This window comes from Variovorax trehalosi (assembly GCF_051216415.1).
In the GTDB taxonomy this organism is placed as follows: domain Bacteria; phylum Pseudomonadota; class Gammaproteobacteria; order Burkholderiales; family Burkholderiaceae_C; genus Variovorax.
In genome coordinates this window covers 454,552-473,915 of record NZ_JBPJZG010000005.1, presented here as the reverse complement: position 1 = coordinate 473,915, position 19,364 = coordinate 454,552, and the positions used below count along the sequence as shown (strand labels likewise).

The following is a 19,364-nucleotide window of genomic DNA, read 5'->3' as shown; positions in this document are numbered from 1 at the left end:
CTTGCGGCGCAATTCTGGGCAGCGCCCTCCTCCGATGTCTGTCCACTTCGTGCAAGCAACGTCGCTGCAAGAAACGGATAGCCCGCCGCCACGGCGGCACGCAGACTGCGACCCGCATTGCATTCCCCCACGTCAACCGAATCCCTCCAGAGGAGATCTTTCATGTCGCAGGCAAGCATCAGAACGGCCTTGTTGGCCTTCGCCGTCATCGGCGGCGCATCGCTATCGCAGGCACAGGCCCAACCCGTCAAAGTCGGCATCGCGATGGACCTCTCCGGCCCCTTCGCCGTCGGTGGCGCCGAGGCCAAGGCCGGTTTCGCCGTGGCGATCAAGCAGCTCAACGGCAAGCTCGGCGGCGTGCCGGTCGAGTTCGTCGAGGCCGACACCGCCGGCAACCCCGACCTGGCCCGGCAGGTGGTCGAGCGCATGCTGCTGCGCGACAAGATCGACCTGTTCACCGGCCCGGTGGGCTCGTCCGTCGCGCTCGCCGTCGGCCCACCGCTCTTTGCCGCCAAGGTGCCCTATCTGTCGAGCAACACCGGCCCGAGCGACTACTCGGGCGCCAAGTGCAACCCCTACTTCTTCGGCGCGTCGTACCCGAACGATGCGTACCACGAGGCCGCGGGCAAGTTCGCCTCCGACAAGGGGTTCAAGAAGGTCGCGCTCATCGCGCCCAGCTATCCCGGCGGCAAGGACGCGGTCAACGGCTTCAAGCGCAACTTCAAGGGCGGCGTGGGCGACGAGCTCTACACCAAGCTCGGCCAGCTCGACTACTCGGCCGAGCTCGCGCAGATCCGCGCGAGCAAGCCCGACGCGCTCTACTTCTTCCTGCCCGGCGCGATGGGCGTGAGCTTCATCAAGCAGTTCGTCGGCGCGGGCCTGTCGAAGGACGTGGCACTGATCTCCACCGCCTTCTCGGCCGACGAGGACATGATCCCCGCCGTGGGCGAACCGATGCTCGGGCTCTTCAACACCGCGCATTGGTCCTACGACCTGGACAACCCCGCCAACCAGCGCTTCGTGGCCGAGTTCCGTCAGCAGAACAACGGGCGCAACCCCTCGTTCTACGCCGGCCAGGCCTACGACGTGCTCATGGCCATGGACGCGGCCGTTCGCGATGCCGGCGGCAAGGTGGCCGACCGGCCCGCGCTGCTCAAGGCGATCAAGGCCGCGAAATACAAGTCGGTGCGCGGCGATTTCAGCTACGGCGCCAACAACTTCCCGATCCAGAACTACTACCTGCGCGTGATCGGCAAGGACGCCAGCGGCCGCATCACCAACAAGGTGATCGGCACCGTGCTGCAGAACTACCAGGACACCACGGCCGCCAAGTGCGCGATGAAATCCTAGTGTCTTGAGGTCTCGCGCGGGAGCTGGCCGAAGCGCTCCCGGTAGCAGGCGGCGAAACGGCTCAGGTGCGAGAAGCCGCAGTCGAGCGCGATCTGCGTCACGCTCGCGCCGTCGTGGCGCGCGAGCTGCGCGTGCGCGGCATCGAGCCGCATGTTGCGCAGCACCTCCATCGGCGAGAGGTCGCGGTGGCGCCGGAACAGGAGGGCCAGCATGCGCCGGGTCACGCCCGCGGCCTGCGCCACCTCTTCGAGCGACACGGCGGTGTCGAGTCTGCTGCGCATGAACTCTTCGGCGCGCCGCAGCTGTCCGAGGCTGGCGGCCTCCGAGCCGAGGCGCAGCGCATCGTGCCGCCGCCGCACCGAGTTGGGCCGGTGGCACAGCAGGTAGAGCATGAGGTTGTCTTCGCAGTGGGCCAGCCAGCGCGGGTCGTACGGCGTGCTGCTGTCGCCCGCCGAAGGCAGCAGCGACGCAAGGTTGGCCACCATGCGGCACCACTGCGTTCCGGCGGCGTCGTCGAGCTGCAGCGGCATGTCGAAATCGATCTCGCCCACCTCGTCGGCATGGCGCGCGGCGAAGGCGTGGCGCGCCACTTCCTGCAGGCGGCCGAGTTCGATCTTGAGCATCAGCTGTTCGCAGTCGGCATGCCAGCGCAGCCGCACCGGCTTGTGCGCGGACACCACCGCGCCCTGACCCGGATGGATCTGCAGCGTCTGGCCGCCCGTGCGGATTTCGGCATGGCCGCGCAGCGGCATCTGCACCAGCACGAAGTTGCCGAGCGCATCGGGCTCGATGTCCACGTCGCAACCATAGCGCAGGATGCACAGCGACAGTGCGCTCAGCTCGGCGCGGCAGAACACCGCATCGACCTTGCCGCGCCCCCAGACGCTGCGATGGTCCTTCAGTTCATGGGCGACCAGCGCGTGGGTCTCGTCCGCCTCGCGCGAGCGGAACACCTCGCGTCCGTACAAGGGAGAAAGCTGCTGGCTCGACCATGCGTCCACGGGCACTCCTGGGGGGTCAGGTGGTTGAAAACCATTGTTTGCCACTGGGGGCGTGCCCGCAATTTACCGCCGGGTCGCGCTTGCCGCCATGGGGCTTGCCCCGACGTGCAAGAAGCTTGCCCGGGAGCGCCCAGGTCAGACCGTGAGAACAACCTTTCCGATGTGCCCGGCACGCTCCAGGTATTGGTGGGCCTGCACCACGTCGTCGAGTGCGAACTCGCGGTCGATGCGCACCTGTAGCTTGCCATCGGCAAGGCCCGCATCGATGAAGGCCAACGCACGGCCGAGCGCAGCCTCGTCGCGGGGCAACCCCATCGTGGGCGCGCCCGTGTGCTCCAGCACCTTGTAGACATGGAAGCGCCAGCTTTTGCGGAACTGAGCGATCACCGGGTACTTGAATTCGGCGCCGCCGGAAAGGCCGTACAGCACATACCAGCCGCGGTGCGCGACCACGTCGCCGAGCCGCTCGACCTGCGCGCCGCCCACACCGTCGTACACGAGGTCGACGCCGCGGCCCTCGGTGAGCTTCATCACGCGCTCGACCACGTCTTCGTCGTCCGTCACGACCACATGCGTTGCACCCGCTTCCCGCAGCGCCTCGCGCTTGGCAGCCGTGCGCGTGACCGCGATGGCGACGATGCCCGCCGCACGCGCCATCTGCAGCGCCGCGATGCCCGTGCCCGATGAGGCGCCGGTGACGAGCATCACCTGGCCGCGCTGCAACCGCGCCATCTCGAACATCGGGAAGTAGCCCGTGAGGTAGGCCATGTAGGCGCCTGCAGCCTGCGAGGGCGAGAGGTTGCCCGGATACCGCACCACGTGCGCAGCCGGAAGGAGGATGTTCTCGCCATAGGTGGGATACCGGCCCTGGCCGGCGCCCGGCAGGAGCGCGACCCTGTCGCCCACGCTCAACCCTCCGACGCCCTCCCCGATCGCTTCGACGACGCCCGCGGCTTCATTGCCCAATCCGGCCGGCAGCGTCGCGTCTTCGATGTACAGGTTCTCGCGCCACAGCGCGTCGGCCCGGTTCAGGCCGATGGCCTGCACCGCAACGCGCACCTCCCCGGCACCGGGTGCCGGCGTCGCGACCTCTTCGAGCTTCAGGACCTCGGCGCCGCCGAACGTGTGAAAGCGAACCATCTTGCTCATGAAAAACTCCTTCTTCTTGAATGACCGATGGCATCAATCTAGAGGCCGCGGGACAATCAAGGAAATCGATTCGCCGGATATTCGCTATGCGCGCAATCGATAACGCCAGGACCTCCCGATGAAACCCGTCGAACTCAACCGCATCGACCTGAACCTGCTCACCGTGCTGGCCGCGCTCATGCGCGAGCGCCACGTCAGCCGCGCCGCGGAACGGCTGAACCTCGGCCAGCCCGCGGTGAGCCATGCGCTGGCGCGGCTGCGCGAACTCACCGGCGATCCGCTGCTGGTGCGCCAGGGCCGCGTGATGGAGCCGACCGAGCGCGCGCTGGCGCTGATGCAGGGCCTGGGTCCCGCGCTCGCGCAGATCGAGGCCACTTTCCGCGCGCAAGCCGACTTCGAACCCGAGCGCGCCGCGCCAGTGTTCCGCATCGGTCTCACCGACGACCTGCAGATCGCGATGCTGCCGCGCCTGCTGCGGGCCCTGAGCGCCGAAGTGCCCCGCGCCAAGCTGGTGACGCTCACGGTCTGCTACCGCAACGCCATGAGCTACCTGGAGCAGGGGGAGGTCAGCGCGGTGATGTCTTTCCTGAAGGACCTGCCCGCCGATGCGAAGGTGCGCAAGGTCCGCACGGCGCGCTTCGCCATGCTGCGCGCCGACACCGTGCCCGGAAAGCTCTCGCTCGACGACTACTGCCGCCGTCGCCACGTGCTCGTGACCTATGCCGGCGACCTGTGCGGCACTGTCGACGAAACACTCGGCGAAATCGGGCGGCAGCGCGACGTGGCCTTCTCGGTGCCGCAGTTCGGCAGCCTCCCCGCCGTGCTCGCCGGCACCGACCTGGTGGCCACGGTGCCCGAGCACGTGGCGCTGGCGCTGTCCGCGCAAGGCGGGCTTCGCTTCGAGGCCCTGCCTTTCGAAAGCCCCGACTACCAGATCAAGCTCGCCTGGCGCGCGGTGACGGACAAGGACTCGGCGGAGATGTGGCTGCGCAAGGCGATGCTGAGGGCCTTCAACGACTAGGGCCTGTTCACACTACGCAAGAGGTCGCGTTGTTTCGCAAAGGGGCTGGCTGCAAGGCGCCCGGGCGCAGCAAGGCTTTGGCCTTGCAAGCGCGGGCAACGCCGCAGACGGCCCCTTTGCGAAACAACCCGGAGGGAAGCTCGCCACGGCCCGCCCCTCGGCGTTGCGCTCCTTGTGCGTGCGGACGCACGCACGGCGTCACGCGCCTTGATGGGCGGGCCGTGGCGAGCTTCGCGACCCCTTGCGTAGGGTGAACAGGCCCTAGGATGGCAACTCTCTTCCACAGAGGACACCGCATGCCAAATACCGAGACAAACTTCGAACTGACCGCCAACGACGGCCACCCGATTGAAGCCCACCGCTGGCAGGCTGGGACGCCGCAGGCCATCGTGCAGCTGGCGCACGGCATGGGCGAACATTCGCTGCGCTATCGCCCGCTCGCCGATGCGCTCACGCAGGCCGGCTGCGTGGTCTACGCGAACGAGCACCGCGGCCACGGCCAATACGCTTCAGCGAACAACGAGCTCGGCGAATTCGGCCCGCGCAATTTCGCCGGCCTGGTCGACGACATGGCGCTGCTGAGCCGGCATGCGCGCGCCGCGCACCCCGGCCTGCCGCTCATCCTCATCGGCCACAGCATGGGCTCGTTCGCCACGCAGTACTACCTGGTGCGGCACAGCGAGCTGCTGTCCGGCGCGGTGCTCTCGGGTACCGCGGCACTCGACCTGCTGGGCGCCGCGCTGCAGAGCGGCTTTCGCCTCGAAGACATGAACGCCGCGCTGCCCGAGGTGCGTACGCCGTTCGACTGGCTCAGCCGAGACCCGGCGCAAGTGGACAAGTACATCGCCGATCCGCTGTGCGGCTTCACGGTCTCGGCCGAGGGGCTGGGTTCGATGTTCGCGAACCTCGAGGACCTGACGCCCACGGCCATGCAATCGCACATCCGGTCCGAGCTGCCGCTGTACCTCTTCATCGGCGACCAGGACCCGGTCAGCAACAAGGCCGAATGGTTCTATCCGCTGGTGCAGCGCTACCGCGATGCGGGGCTGCGCGACGTGTCGTGCCATGTGTTCGGCGGCGCGCGCCACGAGACGCTGAACGAAACCAACCGGGATGAAGTCGTGGCGGTGCTGCTGGCGTGGCTTGCGCGCGTCGTGCGCAAGCCCTGAAGGCCGGGCGCTAGCCGGTTGAAGCGCCGCCATCCGGGGCGCCGCACGTGCGCCGGAGGCCGACACGCCGACATGGCGAGGTCTGGTAGAACAACGCCATGGCGACTCCTCTCGCGTCCTCCATCCTCCAACTGCTGTTCGGCGTGGACATCGGCACCTCCGATGAAACCGCAGGCAATCGCTTCGCGATCGAAGGCCTCGCCTGGGGACCGGAAAAGGATGGCGCGGCCAGCCTCCGGATCGATCGACTCGAAGCGACATCCCTTCAGTTCACCTCGGGGGAGCTCACGCTGGAAATCGGCCGCATGGCCGTGCGCGGCCTCGTCGCGCAGATACGCAGCGAGGCCGGCGCGCCGCAATTGGCCGGCCTCGAGGCGCGTGAGGCCGAGTTCTCGGGCCTGAAGCTGCATGGCCCTTTGCGCGTGCCGCCGCAGCTGCACGACGCATGGAACACCGCGCATGCGCCGGCGTCCGCCGCCGAGGCCCTGGCCTCTCAGGTATCAGCCGATGAGACAAGCCTCGCCCCGCTCGGCATGGCCCACGGCACCATCCGCGGACAGATCACCGATGCGCACCTGCTCTTCGATGCCGATGTGACGGTGCCGGTACGCGGTGGGCAGATCGATTTCAACGACGCGACGGTCGAGCACATCGGCCCCGACTCGCGCATGGGCGTGAGCCGCCTGGGCATCTATGTCGATGCGCCCAACGGCCGCAGCTACGTCTACCAGTTCGCCTCGGCCCCGCTCGCCGGCGTGACGTTCGAGCGCCGCGGCGCGCTGCTGAGCCCGTGGGTCTCCGAGCGCGGCAAGCTGCAGCTGCAGGAATTCGCCGAATCGATGCTGCGCCGGGGCCGCGGCCAGGGGCACGAGGGGCTGACCGAGCAGACGCGCCAGCTGCTGGGACGCACCTCGCTGTCCGGCGACCTGCAGCTGGGCGACGGGGGCTTCGTGCTCCCGGGATTGCGAGGCCAACTGGAAGGTCGCGACGAAGGCCGCAACCGCATCGGCTTGCATTCCGAGGCCGTGGGCCGCGGCGTGACGACGGAGATCGACTCGCTGTCGGTGCGTGACGCGGCCGCCGCGGCGAAGAACGCGCACCTGCGCTGCGATACGCTGCAGGCGAAGCTCAGGCTCCAGCTTGTGTCAGAAGACGCAGGGATGCGCTTCGTGCTCGATCTCGAGAGCGGAACCGCTGCAGGACTCCGGTTCGATCGAAGCGCACCCGCGGCCCAGTGAGCGCTGATCGAAAGCGCCGATCAACCACCCGCCCGCTGCACCGTCGCCCGGAAATCCGGGGACCGCGCCACCACCGCCGCGATCTCCGCCATCAACGCCCTCGCCCCCGGCGATGCCAATGCGCCCTGCCGCTGCGTCAGCCCGATCTCGCGGCGCGTCTCGTCGAGCGGAAAGTCCAGCACCACCAGGCTGCCATCGCGAATTTCGTAGCGAAGTTGATGCGGCGAGATCGCAGTCAGCATGTCGCTCTCGAGCAGCAGGCCGCGCAGCACGGCGAGATCGCCGGTTTCCACCGCGGGAATCGGCGGCGCCTCGCGCGCCGCCGAGAAGAAGCGCTCGAGCAGTTCGCGTGACGGCGTGTTGTGCCGCGAGAGCGCCCACGTCGCCTGCCGCAGCGCGTCGAAGTTGATGCGCTTCGCGCGCTCCAGCGGATGGCCGGCGCGCGCGATCACCGCAATGCTGTCCTCGAACAGCGCCTCCTGCTGCAGGTCCCTGGCTTCGGCGGGGCTGCGCAGCGCGCCGAGGATGAAGTCGACGTCGCCGCTGCGCAGCGATGCGGCCAACGCGTCGTACGGGCTCTCGACCGTGGCCACATGCAGCCCCGGATGCCGCGCGAGCAGCGAGGCGATCGCGAGCGGCAGGATCTGCGTGCGCCCGAGCGGGAGCGCCCCGACGGTCACGCTGCCCTGCAGCATGCCTTCGCTCGCGGCGATGTCGGGGCCGATGTGGCGCAGTTCCGCGAGCACACGCTTGAAGTAGAGAGCCACGATCTCGCCCGCTGTCGTCGGTGCAAGGCCACGCGCCTTGCGCTCGAGCAACGCACCGCCGAGCCCACCCTCCAGGTCCTTGAGCGCGCTGCTGACGGCCGGCTGCGTGATGCCGAACTCGCGCGCGACCGCCGGCATGTTGCGCTTCTCGACCAGGCTTGCGACGACCGCGAGGCGCCGGCCATTGAGGATCGACGCGAAGAGCGAGGGCACATCGGCGGTTGCGCCGATGCCGCCGCGGGCCACGAGCTGCGCGCGCGCCTCCTCGAACTCGCGCTCGATGCGGCGCGCGCGCACCAGCACCAGGTCGCCATACGAATTGAGCGCCATGCCGCGTGCGCGGCGATCGAAGAGTGGCCTGCCCAGCACGCGCTCGAGTTCGGAAATGGAGCGCGTGACGCCCGAGGCGACGCGGTACAGCTGCTCGTCCGCGGCCCTGGCGATGCTGCCGGCGGCGGCCACGGCCGAGAACGCGCGCAGATGGCGCAGGTTGATGGCGAGCGCGCTGCCGATCACTTTGTCTGGTTGATGCGTGCCACTCATTTCAACCTTCCGGGTAAACCCTATCGATAAGAAAGTCTGATGGTAGGGCAACCCGAACTCACCCCACGCGAGAGGGTCCGCGACCACACTCGATGGCTCCGAGCCAAACCAAATGGGTTGCAAGAAATGATCATCGACTGCCACGGCCACTACACCACCGCGCCCAAGGCGCTGGAAAACTGGCGCAACCAGCAGATTGCAGGGCTGAAAGACCCCGCGATGAAGCCCCGCGTCGCCGACCTGAAGATCAGCGACGACGAGTTGCGCGAATCCATCGAAGGCAACCAGCTGCGCCTCATGAAGGAGCGCGGCAGCGACCTCACGATCTTCAGCCCGCGCGCGAGCTTCATGGCGCACCACATCGGCGACTTCGAGACCTCGTCGACCTGGGCCGCGATCTGCAATGAGCTGTGCTTCCGGGTGAGCGAGCTCTTCCCGGACCACTTCATCGGTGCGGCGATGCTGCCGCAATCGCCCGGCGTCGATCCGCGCAGCTGCATCCCCGAGCTGGAGCGCTGCGTGCGCGAATACGGCTTCGTGGCGATCAACCTCAATCCCGATCCGTCGGGCGGGCACTGGACTTCGCCGCCGCTGTCGGACCGCCACTGGTACCCGCTCTACGAGAAGATGGTCGAGCACGACATCCCGGCGATGGTGCATGTCAGCACGAGTTGCAATGCCTGCTTTCACACGACCGGCGCGCACTACCTGAATGCGGACACCACCGCGTTCATGCAGTGCCTCACTTCGGACCTGTTCACCGATTTCCCCACGTTGCGCTTCGTGATCCCGCACGGCGGCGGCGCGGTGCCCTACCACTGGGGGCGCTTTCGCGGGCTCGCGCAGGAGATGAAGAAGCCGCTGCTGAAAGACCACCTGCTCAACAACATCTTCTTCGACACCTGCGTCTACCACCAACCGGGCATCGACCTGCTGACGCGCGTGATCCCCGTGGACAACATCCTCTTCGCGAGCGAGATGATCGGCGCGGTGCGCGGCATCGATCCGGAGACCGGATTCTTCTACGACGACACGCGCCGCTACATCGACGCAACGCCGATGCTCGATGCCGAGACGCGCCACAAGGTGTTCGAAGGCAACGCACGCCGCGTCTATCCGCGCCTCGACCGCGCACTCATTGCCAAAGGCCTCTGACCATGTCCAACACCCTTCAACAACAACTAGGCGTCGTCCATCGCAACATCGTGCGCGCCGATCCGGCCGCGGTCGAAAAGCTCTCGCGCTTCGGCGTCTCCACCGTGCATGAAGCGCTCGGACGCCTGGGCTTGATGCAGCCACGCATCCGCCCCATCCACCCCGATGCGCGCTTCTGCGGCACGGCAGTCACCGTGCTGCTGCAGCCCGGCGACAACTGGATGCTGCATGTCGCGGCCGAGCAGATCCAGCCGGGCGACGTCGTGGTCGCGGCCTGCACCAGCGACAGCACCGACGGCTTCTTCGGCGACCTGCTCGCGACCTCGTTCAAGGCGCGCGGCTGCAAGGGCCTGGTGATCGACGGCGGTGTGCGCGATGTGCGCGACCTCAACGCGATGGGCTTCCCCGTGTTCAGCCGCGCGATCCATTCGAAGGGAACGATCAAGGCAACCCTCGGCTCGGTCAACGTGCCGGTGGTGTGCGCGGGCGCGCTGGTGAACCCGGGCGACGTGGTCGTTGCCGACATCGACGGCGTGGTGGTCGTGCCGGCCGCGCGTGCGCAGCAGGTGGCCGATGCGGCCGAGGCCCGCGAAGCCAACGAGACCGCCAAGCGCGAACGCTTCGCCGCTGGCGAACTGGGCCTGGACATGTACGCCATGCGCGAGCCGCTGGCCAAGGCGGGCCTGCGCTACATCGACTGACGAGACTGCACCGCAGTCCTACCCTCCCGTGAAACCATGAAGACCTCTTCCCTCCGCCGCCCTTTCCTCGCTCTCTCCCTCGCCCTTGCCGGGCTGCTCGCGCTCGGCGCCTCCATCCACGCAAGTGCCGCCGACGCCTATCCCTCCAGGCCCGTGAAGATCCTCGTCGGCTACAGCGCCGGTGGCGCGGTCGATGCAATCGCGCGCTCGGTCGGACAGCGCATGGCGACGATCCTCGGTCAGCCGGTGGTCGTCGAAAACAAGCCCGGCGCCGGCACCAACATCGCGATCAAGTCGCTGACATCGAGCGCGCCCGACGGCTACACGCTGCTGCTGGCGGCCAACGCGCTGGCGGTGAACCCGTCGATGTACCAGCCCGCGCCCTACGACCTCGACCGCGACTTCACGCCCATCTCGATGGTCGGCCGCGTGCCTGTGGTGTTCGCGGTGCGCGAAGGCTCGCCGATCAAGACGCTGCCCGAATTGGTGGCCGCGGCCAAGGCCAAGCCGGGCGGCGTGACCGTCGCGACGCCGGGCAACGGCGCCACGCCGCACCTGGCGATGGAACTGTTCCAGCACACCGCCGGCCTCAAGCTGAGCCACGTGCCCTACAAGGGCGGCGCGCAGGCGATCACCGACGTGCTGGGCGGCCACGTCGACGTGGTGGCGGTCAACGCGCTCGAAGTGCTACCGCTCGTGAAGGGCGGCAAGCTGAAGGTGCTGGCGGTGATGAGCACCGAGCGCTCCGCCGTGCTGCCGGGCGTGCCGACGGTGGCCGAATCGGGTTATCCGGGCTTCGAGGCCAGCGTCTGGTACGGCTTTGTGGCGCCTGCGGGGCTGCCAGCGCCGGTGCTGGTCAAGCTGCATGACGCGGTGCAGAAAGCGCTCGAATCGAAAGAGGTGCGCGATCAACTGGCTGCGGCGGGCGGCGTTCCCCTGCCGGGTCCGACCTCGCAGTTCGAGAAACTGCTCAAGAGCGATGCGGCCCGCTATGGCCAGCTGATCCGCGAAGCGAACATCAAGCCGGATTGACACCCATGGCAACGTCTCTCCGGGGCATCTGTTCGATGGCGACCCGCGGGTTGCTGGACGAACTCGCGGCGGCGTACGCGCAGCGCACCGGCTTGCCAGTCTCCTTCGAGGCAGTGGGCGGCGTCGATGCCGCACGGCGCGTGGCCGATGGCGAATCGTTCGATGTCGTGGTCCTGGCCTCGGATGCGATCGACAAGCTCATCGCAGCGGGCAGGCTCGATGCGACGGACAAGGTCGACATCGTCCGCTCGGAAGTCGGCGTCGCGGTGCATGCGGATGCCAAGCCGCTCGACATCGCCACGGAAGATGCCGTGCACCACGCCGTGCAGGCGGCGGCCGGCATCGCCTATTCGACCGGCCCGAGCGGCGTTGCGCTGCTCGCGTTGTTCGAGCACTGGGGCATCGCCGACGAGATCCGCAGCCGCCTCGTACAAGCGGCGCCGGGCGTGCCGGTCGGTGCGCTGGTCGCGCGCGGCGAGGCCGCGCTCGGGTTCCAGCAGATGAGTGAGCTGATCGGCCTCGACGGCATCCGCTTGCTCGGTCCGCTGCCGCAGGACATCCAGATCGTCACGACCTTCTCGGCCGCGCCAGGCATCGGCACCCCGCAGCCGGCCGCCGTGCGCGCCCTGCTCGACTTCATGGCCTCGGACGACAGCGCCGAAGCCAAGCGCTGCCACGGCATGGCGCCGGCCTCACTTCGGCTTTGATCCTTCGCGCGCGCGCCGCGCCGCATTGAGTTCCGACATCGAGATGTGCAGCTCCGCCATGGTCTGCGCGAGCAAGTCCAGCAGCGCCGCGCGCTGCCGCTGGCGCGCGGTTTCGGCGCGCCGCGCCCGCTGCGCCTGGCGCTCGGTGGCATGGATGGCGCGGACCACGGGCGCCTCGTGGTCGTCGATTGACAGCGCCGGTCGGGCATTGGCAGGCATCGCGTTTCGGCGCGTTCCCGCCACGCTCAGGCAGCGGCGGGAACGCCCCGCGCGGCTTCTCCGACAGCCCCGCCGTTCGCCGCATCGCCACGGGTTTCCGCGGCCGGGCCGTAGTTGCGCAGGTGCAGGAAGAACTCGCCCATCATCTGCATCCACAGCCGCATCGCGAACGAGAGGTACGCGGGGCTCACGCCGCCGGCGACCACCACGTCCATCTCCAGCACCACGAGGTCGCCGTGCTGCGCCACGCGCGCGAAGCGCTTGGTGCGGTGCCACGAGGCCAGAACGGCCTCGGGCAGCGTGCCGCCCTGCACATGCAGCGGGCAGCTCAGGGTGAAGTCGGTGTACTGCGTGGTCGTGACCGGGTTGCCCCACAGCACCTGGAAGCCGACGCCGTGGCTCGCACTGTGAAGACGCACCACGCCGTTCTGCTCGATGGTGGTGACGGCGGCGCCCGCGGCCTTGATGGCGTCGGACACCTGCTCGGGTGTGACCGCATCCAGCAGGTCGAGGTGCTGCGCCGCGCCTGCGGCGGCGTTGGCTTCGTTGTTCGTCGATGTGTTGTTCATGTGTCTGCCCTGTTGTGAATTCGTTCAGTTCGTCTTCTTGAGCGCCGCGTCCAGCGCGGCGCCGTCGATGCTCAATTGCGTGGCCGGTGCCAGTTGCGCAAGGTAGGCCTGCACCAGCTGCTGCTGCCGCTGCTGGCGCAGTGCGAGCTGCAGCTGCGGCTTCATCTCGTCGAGCGTGGCGGTGCGCGCGGGTTGCGTGTCGAGCAGCTTCACGACGTGGAAGCCGGCCGCTGCCTGCACCGGCTCGCTCACCTGGCCGGGCTTCAGCGTGGCCACCGTGTCGCGCAGCTCGGGGAGCATGCGGGCCAGCGGCAGGGTCTCCACCTCGCCGCCACGCTCGGCCGAGCGCTTGTCCTGCGAGCTGGCGCGGGCCACGGCGGCGAAGTCGCCTGCGCGCGCCTGCCGGGCCAGCTTGCCCGCCTCTTCGCGCACCTTGGCGATGGCGGCCGCATCGCGGTCGGGCGTGGCCAGGAAGATCTGCGCCACGCGGTAGCCGGCGGGCAGGTTGAAGTTGGATTTGCCCTGTTCGTAGGCGGCCTTCAGTTCCGCATCCGACGGATAGCCCGCGGGCACCTGGCTCACCGATTCCAGATAGCTCGCAGCCACCACACGCGCGGTGGCCTCGCGCACGGCCGCATCGACCTTGGCCCTTACATCGGGCCGATCGGCCCAGCCCTTGCCGCGGGCATCGCGCAGCAGCGCCTCGCTCAACAGGCGCTGGCGCAGCCAGCCGTCCAGGCTCGCGCGGTCGGCCTTGACGGCCGCGCGCTCCGCTTCGGGCAGCGCCTGCAGCAGCTTCTCGACCTCGTCCTGGCCCACCGTGACTTCGCCCATGCGCGCCACGACGGCGCTGCCTGATGCAGGCGCCTGCGCGGCGGCCACGCCGACCGACGAGACCAGCAGCACGCCGCATGCGGCGCGCAGCCGCTGTGCGAGTGCGGCGTATTTCATGTGGTGTTTCGTCATTGCTTCTGCTCTCCTGATGCGGGTGCGGCGGGTGCCGCATCCGACGGTTTCGCCGGCGCTGGCGCATTCACCGCGCGCACATCGAACTTGCCTTCGTACAGCTTGTCGCCGTACTGCTGCGCGATCTGCTCGAACTTGACGCGGCTCTGCGCCGCAAAGGGCTGGCGCGAGGCCAGCACGCTGCCCAGGTCCACCGTTTCATAGGCGCGCAAGATCTCCTGCCCCACGGCGTAGAGCTGCGCGTTCTTGGCCTCGCATTGCGTGAGCGCGGTGCGCTGCGTGGCCGCCTCGGCGGCAAGCCGCTGGCGCTCGGCCTCCGCGGCACGCGCCAGCTTCAGCAGGTCGTCGTAGGCGCCGCGGAACTGCGCAACCTGCGCCGTGGCCTTCTCGCTCGTGGCCTGGGCCTGCTGGCGCAATTGCTCACCGCCTGCGCTCGCCTGCGCCCGCGCATGGCGTTCGGCGGCGAGTTGCTGCTGGCTCTGCGCCAATTCCTTCTTGAGCGCATCGAGTTCGGACTTGCTGGCCGGCGCTACGGCCGCCGGCGCGGCTGTTGCGCCTGCGGGCTGCCCCGCCTTCAGCGCAGCCAGTTCGTTCTGCGCCTGCTGCAACTGCGAGGTCGTGATGCGCAACTGCGCGCGCAACCGCTCTTCCATGCTCTGGCCCTGCGGCGGCTGCTGTGCATGGGCCACGCCGGCCGTGGCGGCCAGCGCGGCCAGCAGCAGCGCCGGAAGTATTTTTCTGGACACGGCGGCTCCCTTAGAAACGCGCATTGAATTCGAGCTGCAGCGTGTCGATCGACAGCGGCGGCCCGAAGACCTCGCGGGTCGAGAGCCAGCGGCCGGTGAACCACATGTTCTTGTCGATCGCATACGAGCCGCCCAGGAAGTAGCCGCGCGCATTGGTGCCGCCGCCGTGGAAGGTCGAGTCGTTGTAGCCGTCCGGCAGCGCATCGGGCTCGATGCGCTTGTAGCCCGCCAGCACGTTCCAGTCGCCGCGCGCCGCCGGTGCGGGCTTGCCGTAGGTGGCCTGCAGCATGTAGGCGTTGCCGCCGCTCTTGAAATCGGCCTGGCTGGTGCCGCCTGAGGGGCCGAAGTTGTTGAGGATGGTGCCGCGCACGCCCGCGCGCCGCCAGATGTCCTTGGCGTCGTAGGCGGTGTTGCGCACGAAGTTCGCGTCCAGGCGCAGGTTGTTGCCGGCCACCTGGGTGTCCCAGCGCAGGTTCAGGTCGATCAGGCGGAACTGCGAGGCCAGGCCCACGTACTGCGGCTGCGGCGTGCCGGCCGGGTTGAGCGGATCGAGCGCGATGTCGCGCAGCAGCATGAGCGTGTTGCCCTTCTGCATGAAGGCCGGGCGCGACCAGTCGGTGCTGCAGCCGTCGGCGCCCGCGTACAGCGCGCAGGGCTCGGAAACCTTTCCGCTGATGTTGCGGAAGTTGTAGTACGCGAGCGCGCCGCGCAGGCGGTTGTCTTCGTCGATCTTCCAGTCGGCGCCCACCTGGGCGCCCAGCAGCCACTTGTTCTCGCTCTTGGCCTTGAACTCGGCCTGGGTGCGGTTGGGCGCGTTGTCCGAGGAGTATTCGAGCGGAATCAGGCCCAGCGTTCCGAACAGCGTGAGGTCGCGGTTCGAGGCGAGCTTTTTCTCGAACTGCGCGGCGATGCCGTCGAAGTTCAGGTCGTTCGAGAACAGCACATCGCTCGACATGAACGGGTTGCCGAAGCGGCCCGCCGTCACGGTGAGCCAGTCGACCGGCTTGTGCGAGATCCACATCTGGTCGAGCCACACGCTCTTCTTGCTGAGGCCCCCGCCCAGCGTCTGCGTGGTCGAGACCGGACTCTCGTCGCTGCCCGAGGCCAGGCGCACGCCGGCCTTGGTGTTCTCGGAGAGGTCGGCAAACACGCCCAGTCGCGCACGGGCGCGGAACACGTTGCGGCGGCTCTTGAGCGTGTTGAGGATCGACGGCAGCGCAAGGTTGGTGTTCGGGTTGACGTCGTAGCCGCTGCCCTTGTTGAGCTCGGCCCAGTTGATCTCGATGTTGCTGTTGTTGCTCGCATAGCTGCGCGATTCGTTGCGCACGCGCACGTCGCCTTCCACGCGGATGCGCTTGCTCCACTCGGGCGTTTCGTTGGGCGCGGCCCAGCCTTCGGTCTGCGCCTGGGCCATGACCTGGGCCTTGATCTCGTCGCGGATCTGGTCGCGCACGGTCTGCGAGATGTAGGGCACGCGCACGTCGCCCGCCTCGAGCCGCACGCCGCCGGCCACGCTGGCCGATGCCGCAGTGGCCGAGGCGGCCAGGCGCTGCTGCGCCTGTTGCGCGGCAAGGGCCTCGGTCTGGGCTTGCGCAAGCAGCGCCTCGCCCACGTCCTTGGCGAGCGTGCCGCTCTGGATGAGGCCGCGGATCAGCTTGACCATGGCGGTCTCGCCGGTCGCGGGCGCCGCCTGGGCTGCAGCGTTGCCGACCGCGAAGGCGAACACGGAGGCCACGGCCGCCGCGAGTGCGCATTGGCGCAGGGTCGGCATCGCGCCCCGGCTCGAAATTTTCTTGAGATGGTTCATCGCTTCGTTCACAGGATTGAATGGAACAGGCAGGGCTTCGGCACGGGTGGTGGTCATGGCCGGCGCCCCTTCATGGACACGCGCATCGGAAAGCGCAGCGAGGCCGGCGGCTTCTCGTCGATGCGGTCGAGCGCGCGCACCATGGCGAGCACCGCTTCGTCGATGTCGCTCGCGCCGGTGCCGCGCACCAGTTGCGCGCGTGTGGTCTTGCCGTCGGCGCCGAGCCACAGGTCGATCTGGATGTCGTCGAACACCAGCTGGCGGGTGCGCGGATCGCGCGACAGCGCCTGCTGCAACATGCTCGATACGTAGCGCGCATACGAGCCGCTGCCCAGGCCGCCGCCGGCGCCCGTGCCGCTCATGCCGCCGCCGCTGCCGGCCTGGATGCCGAAGGCGTCGTTGCCGGCCTGGCCGGTGGCGTCCATGGTCACCGGATCGCCCAGGTCCTTCGAGGGGCTGGGCGGGGTGTCGTCCTTGGGCGGCTCCAGCGGCTCGACGGGCTTGGGCTCTTTCTCGACCACTTCGGGCTTGACCTTTTCGGGTTCGGGCTCCGGCGGCTTCTCGGGTTCGGGCGGCGGGGGTGGCGGAGGCGGCAGCATCAGCATCGGCGCATCGGCCACCACGCGCTTCGTGCTCGCGGTGTCGTTCAGCAGATGCCACACCAGCGCCACCAGCGCGGCGAAGACCGCTAGGCCGATGACCACGCCGCCCCATCGGCGCCACAGCCCTGCCGGCCTTGCCTTCGCGCCCGTGCGCGCGAAAGCGGAAGTCGGATCGCGAGGTTTCACGCGCTGTTCCTCACTTCTGCTTGCCGGTCACGAGGCCGATCTGGTTCAGCTCGATGCGACGCAGCAGGTCGAGCACGTCGATCACCTTCGCGTACTGCACGCTCGCATCGCCGCGCACGATCACCGGAAAGTCGGGCGACAGCGCCTTCTCGGTGCGCAGGCGCTCCTCGAGTTCGGGCAGCGTTACGGGGTAGGCGTCGAGAAAGACGTTGCCCGCGTTGTCGATGGTGATGGCCTTGGTCTTGGGCTTCTCCAGCGCCACCGAGGCGCTGGCCTTCGGCAGGTCGACCTTGATGCCCGGAATGCTGGCGTTGCTGGTGAGGATGAAGATCACCAGCACCACCAGCAGCACGTCGACGAAGGGCGTGATGTTGATGCCGCCCGCGCGCTTGCGGGTGCCGAACTTGGCTGCGGTGTTTGCCATGGCGTGTCGTTCGATCTCAGGCGCGCTTGGCCACGGCGTGCGGCAAGGAGCGGCCCTCGCCCTGCTCTTCCGCCAGGCGCGTGACGAACTCGTCGACGAACACCGCCATGTCGGCGCCGATGGCGTCCGAGCGCGAGGCGAGCCAGTTGTAGCCAAAGAGCGCCGGAATCGCGACGCCCAGGCCCGCGGCGGTACACAGCAGCGCGGCCGCCATGCCGGGGGCCACCGAGTTGATGTCCACCGCGCCGGCCATGGCCGCGACGACGAACACCAGCATGATCCCGATCACCGTGCCGAAGAGGCCCACGTAGGGCGCGCCTTCGATGGTGGTCGAGAGCCAGTTCATGCGCTTGGACATGCGCTCGGTCTCGCGCACCATCACGCCGTCCATGGCGGCGCGGATCGCGCCGATGGTGGCGTTGGACACGGCGCTCAGGTCATAGCCGCGGTCATGGCGGCGGCGCATCTCGTCGATCGCCACTTCGTACAGGCGCCACAGCGACGAATCGGCGCGCACGTCTTCGGGCACCGAGTTGCTCACGGCCAGGCGGTCGAGCGGCGCGCCGGCGGCTTCGCGGAAGTGCTCGATGAAGATGCCGTTGGCGCGCGAGGTGGCGCCATAGCTGCGGCCCTTGCCGATCATGATGGCCCACGACAGCACCATCATCAGGCCCAGCAGGCCCACCACGACCCACGCGTCCAGCGGCATCGCGGCGAGGATGAAGCCGAAGTGGCTCTTGCCGGCCTGCTGCTCGTCGGCACCGAAGACGGTGAGGCGCGACTCGGCGCCCTGCGACACGGCATCGGCCAGCAGCAATGCATCGGCACGCGCGACCTTCGAGAGGCGCACTTCGTCGATGGCGCCGGTGAACGGCGCGAAGGCTGCCGCGGGCTGTGCGCCCTGCGGCGCAGGTGCGCCGGTCGGCGCGTCGGCGCCGATGGCGGCGGCCGTGTTCAGTGCCGGCAGCTTTGCCGCGAGCGACACCGCGGGGCGCCCGCCCACATACAGCGCCACGTTCTCGCCCTCGGCCTTCACGGCGATGTGCGACCACTGCCCGGCCTGCACCGGCTGGCCCGGCGTGCTGCGCTGGCCGTTGACCTGCACGAAGGGGACGCCCTGGTCGATGCCGACCACGAGTTCGCCGGCGCCGTCGCGGCGCGCATAGATCGCCTGGCGCGCGCCGAGCTGGTCGGGCTTCACCCATGCGGAGAAAGTGAGCGCACCGCCGGCCTGCACCGCGAGCGATGGCGTGGCCGGCAACATCAGCGCGCCGGTTCCGAGCTGCGCGCCCTTGCCGATGACGGTGCCTTCGACCGGCACCGCCGAGGTCTGGCCGTTGTTGCCGTAGGCGGTGGTGTCGCGCGGCGGCACCGCGCCTTCGGCGAAGTGATAGACCAGCGTGTAGTCGGGGTCGAAGCTGCGCTGGCCGTTGCCCGAGGCGGGCGCCTTCGGGTTGCCGTAGTACATCCACAGCTTCGCAGGCGTGCCGGCCGAGACGTTGGGCACGTCGACCCAGATCAGCGCCATGCCCAGCAGCGGATCGAACTGCTCGATCTGGTGGTTGAGCACCGTCTTGTCGTCGGCCGCGACGAAGCGCAGGTCGGCACCGGTCTCGTTCACGCCTTCGAACTTGAAGTTGCCGGTATGCAGCCGCACCAGCACCGGCACGCGCCCGGCATCGCTGCCGATGGCGCCGGCCTGCGGGCCGCCGTCGATGGTGACGGGCTTGCGGTAGGACCACTCGGCCTGCCACCAGGCATGCGCCAGGCCCGGCAGGAGCGTGCTCAGCAGCGTGAGAACGATGAGAAGAATTCGTCGCATGACAGGGGTCTCCGGAAAACTCGTGAGAAAAAATGAAAGAACACTTGGCGCCGCGCGGATCAGAGGCTGAGAGGCAATTCGGCGTGGCCGAGCAGCCCCCGCAAACGGCCCCAATCAAGGCGCAAAGCGCAGCCATAGCTCGGGCTATGGCGAGCATTTGCAACGCAGAGTGGGGCCGTTTGCGGGGGAT

19 protein-coding genes are annotated in these 19,364 nt (G+C 68.6%); 8 read left to right on the top strand and 11 right to left on the bottom strand.

Annotated elements, in window-relative coordinates:
* The first annotated feature begins 162 nt into the window (after nucleotides 1-162).
* Nucleotides 163-1,350: an ABC transporter substrate-binding protein gene (locus ACSFA7_RS21060; RefSeq protein WP_435501168.1), complete on the top strand. Its 1,188-nt coding sequence runs from the start codon at nucleotides 163-165 to the stop codon at nucleotides 1,348-1,350.
* On the opposite strand, the gene ACSFA7_RS21055 is transcribed toward ACSFA7_RS21060, so the two are convergent.
* Both ACSFA7_RS21055 and ACSFA7_RS21050 read right to left on the bottom strand, forming a co-directional pair.
* Nucleotides 1,347-2,351 (bottom strand): AraC family transcriptional regulator, encoded by a 1,005-nt coding sequence (locus ACSFA7_RS21055; protein WP_435501167.1) that lies wholly within the window; start codon nucleotides 2,349-2,351, stop codon nucleotides 1,347-1,349. The two genes, ACSFA7_RS21060 and ACSFA7_RS21055, sit on opposite strands and share 4 nt — an antisense overlap.
* Nucleotides 2,352-2,486: 135 nt before the next feature.
* Nucleotides 2,487-3,500 (bottom strand): zinc-dependent alcohol dehydrogenase family protein, encoded by a 1,014-nt coding sequence (locus tag ACSFA7_RS21050; RefSeq protein ID WP_435501166.1) that lies wholly within the window; start codon nucleotides 3,498-3,500, stop codon nucleotides 2,487-2,489.
* 118 nt (nucleotides 3,501-3,618) lie between these two features.
* On the opposite strand from ACSFA7_RS21050, the gene ACSFA7_RS21045 reads away from it, so the two are divergent.
* From ACSFA7_RS21045 to ACSFA7_RS21035, 3 genes are all read left to right on the top strand, one after another.
* Entirely contained in the window at nucleotides 3,619-4,521 is a 903-nt protein-coding gene (locus ACSFA7_RS21045; RefSeq protein ID WP_435501165.1) for a LysR family transcriptional regulator, read from the top strand.
* Between the two features lie 296 nt (nucleotides 4,522-4,817).
* Complete coding sequence (locus ACSFA7_RS21040) at nucleotides 4,818-5,690, top strand: alpha/beta fold hydrolase (protein ID WP_435501164.1); 873 nt, start codon at nucleotides 4,818-4,820, stop codon at nucleotides 5,688-5,690.
* A 98-nt stretch (nucleotides 5,691-5,788) separates the two neighbouring features.
* Nucleotides 5,789-6,928 carry a hypothetical protein gene (locus tag ACSFA7_RS21035; protein ID WP_435501163.1) on the top strand — a complete coding sequence of 380 codons (1,140 nt, stop codon included), beginning with the start codon at nucleotides 5,789-5,791 and terminating at the stop codon, nucleotides 6,926-6,928.
* Nucleotides 6,929-6,948: 20 nt separating this feature from the next.
* Here ACSFA7_RS21035 and ACSFA7_RS21030 read toward each other — a convergent pair whose 3' ends face one another.
* Nucleotides 6,949-8,238: a LysR family transcriptional regulator gene (locus ACSFA7_RS21030; RefSeq protein ID WP_435501162.1), complete on the bottom strand. Its 1,290-nt coding sequence runs from the start codon at nucleotides 8,236-8,238 to the stop codon at nucleotides 6,949-6,951.
* 126 nt (nucleotides 8,239-8,364) lie between these two features.
* Here ACSFA7_RS21030 and ACSFA7_RS21025 point away from each other — a divergent pair, with 126 nt between their 5' ends.
* Genes ACSFA7_RS21025 through ACSFA7_RS21010 form a run of 4 tightly spaced genes read left to right on the top strand, consistent with a single transcriptional unit; the run spans nucleotide 8,365 to nucleotide 11,833 of the window.
* Nucleotides 8,365-9,393, top strand: a complete 1,029-nt coding sequence (locus ACSFA7_RS21025) for an amidohydrolase family protein (protein WP_435501161.1) — start codon at nucleotides 8,365-8,367, stop codon at nucleotides 9,391-9,393.
* A gap of 2 nt (nucleotides 9,394-9,395) precedes the next feature.
* Nucleotides 9,396-10,094, top strand: coding sequence for a 4-carboxy-4-hydroxy-2-oxoadipate aldolase/oxaloacetate decarboxylase (ligK, locus tag ACSFA7_RS21020; protein ID WP_435501160.1), 699 nt, complete (start codon nucleotides 9,396-9,398; stop codon nucleotides 10,092-10,094).
* A gap of 36 nt (nucleotides 10,095-10,130) precedes the next feature.
* A complete protein-coding gene (locus ACSFA7_RS21015; protein ID WP_435501159.1) occupies nucleotides 10,131-11,126 on the top strand; it encodes a Bug family tripartite tricarboxylate transporter substrate binding protein in 996 nt (331 codons plus the stop codon).
* Between the two features lie 5 nt (nucleotides 11,127-11,131).
* Nucleotides 11,132-11,833 carry a substrate-binding domain-containing protein gene (locus tag ACSFA7_RS21010; RefSeq protein WP_435501158.1) on the top strand — a complete coding sequence of 234 codons (702 nt, stop codon included), beginning with the start codon at nucleotides 11,132-11,134 and terminating at the stop codon, nucleotides 11,831-11,833.
* On the opposite strand, the gene ACSFA7_RS21005 is transcribed toward ACSFA7_RS21010, so the two are convergent.
* From ACSFA7_RS21005 to ACSFA7_RS20970, 8 genes are read right to left on the bottom strand one after another with little or no spacing between them, the layout of a single operon-like run.
* Entirely contained in the window at nucleotides 11,819-12,052 is a 234-nt protein-coding gene (locus tag ACSFA7_RS21005; protein ID WP_435501157.1) for a hypothetical protein, read from the bottom strand. The two genes, ACSFA7_RS21010 and ACSFA7_RS21005, sit on opposite strands and share 15 nt — an antisense overlap.
* A gap of 26 nt (nucleotides 12,053-12,078) precedes the next feature.
* Nucleotides 12,079-12,621 carry a YbjN domain-containing protein gene (locus ACSFA7_RS21000; protein WP_435501156.1) on the bottom strand — a complete coding sequence of 181 codons (543 nt, stop codon included), beginning with the start codon at nucleotides 12,619-12,621 and terminating at the stop codon, nucleotides 12,079-12,081.
* Nucleotides 12,622-12,645: 24 nt separating this feature from the next.
* The gene (locus ACSFA7_RS20995) at nucleotides 12,646-13,587 is read right to left on the bottom strand and encodes a peptidylprolyl isomerase (protein WP_435501155.1); all 942 of its coding nucleotides are present in this window, start codon (nucleotides 13,585-13,587) and stop codon (nucleotides 12,646-12,648) included.
* Nucleotides 13,584-14,333: a hypothetical protein gene (locus ACSFA7_RS20990; protein ID WP_435501154.1), complete on the bottom strand. Its 750-nt coding sequence runs from the start codon at nucleotides 14,331-14,333 to the stop codon at nucleotides 13,584-13,586. Before ACSFA7_RS20990 ends, ACSFA7_RS20995 begins: the two co-directional genes overlap by 4 nt.
* A 10-nt stretch (nucleotides 14,334-14,343) precedes the next feature.
* A complete protein-coding gene (locus tag ACSFA7_RS20985; RefSeq protein WP_435501153.1) occupies nucleotides 14,344-16,197 on the bottom strand; it encodes a putative porin in 1,854 nt (617 codons plus the stop codon).
* Nucleotides 16,194-16,928 (bottom strand): energy transducer TonB, encoded by a 735-nt coding sequence (locus ACSFA7_RS20980; RefSeq protein WP_435501152.1) that lies wholly within the window; start codon nucleotides 16,926-16,928, stop codon nucleotides 16,194-16,196. The genes ACSFA7_RS20985 and ACSFA7_RS20980 overlap by 4 nt, the downstream gene beginning before the upstream one ends.
* Nucleotides 16,929-16,938: 10 nt before the next feature.
* The gene (locus ACSFA7_RS20975; protein WP_206173739.1) at nucleotides 16,939-17,352 is read right to left on the bottom strand and encodes an ExbD/TolR family protein; all 414 of its coding nucleotides are present in this window, start codon (nucleotides 17,350-17,352) and stop codon (nucleotides 16,939-16,941) included.
* 16 nt (nucleotides 17,353-17,368) lie between these two features.
* Nucleotides 17,369-19,174 (bottom strand): DUF2341 domain-containing protein, encoded by a 1,806-nt coding sequence (locus tag ACSFA7_RS20970; RefSeq protein WP_435501151.1) that lies wholly within the window; start codon nucleotides 19,172-19,174, stop codon nucleotides 17,369-17,371.
* Nucleotides 19,175-19,364: the final 190 nt, after the last annotated feature.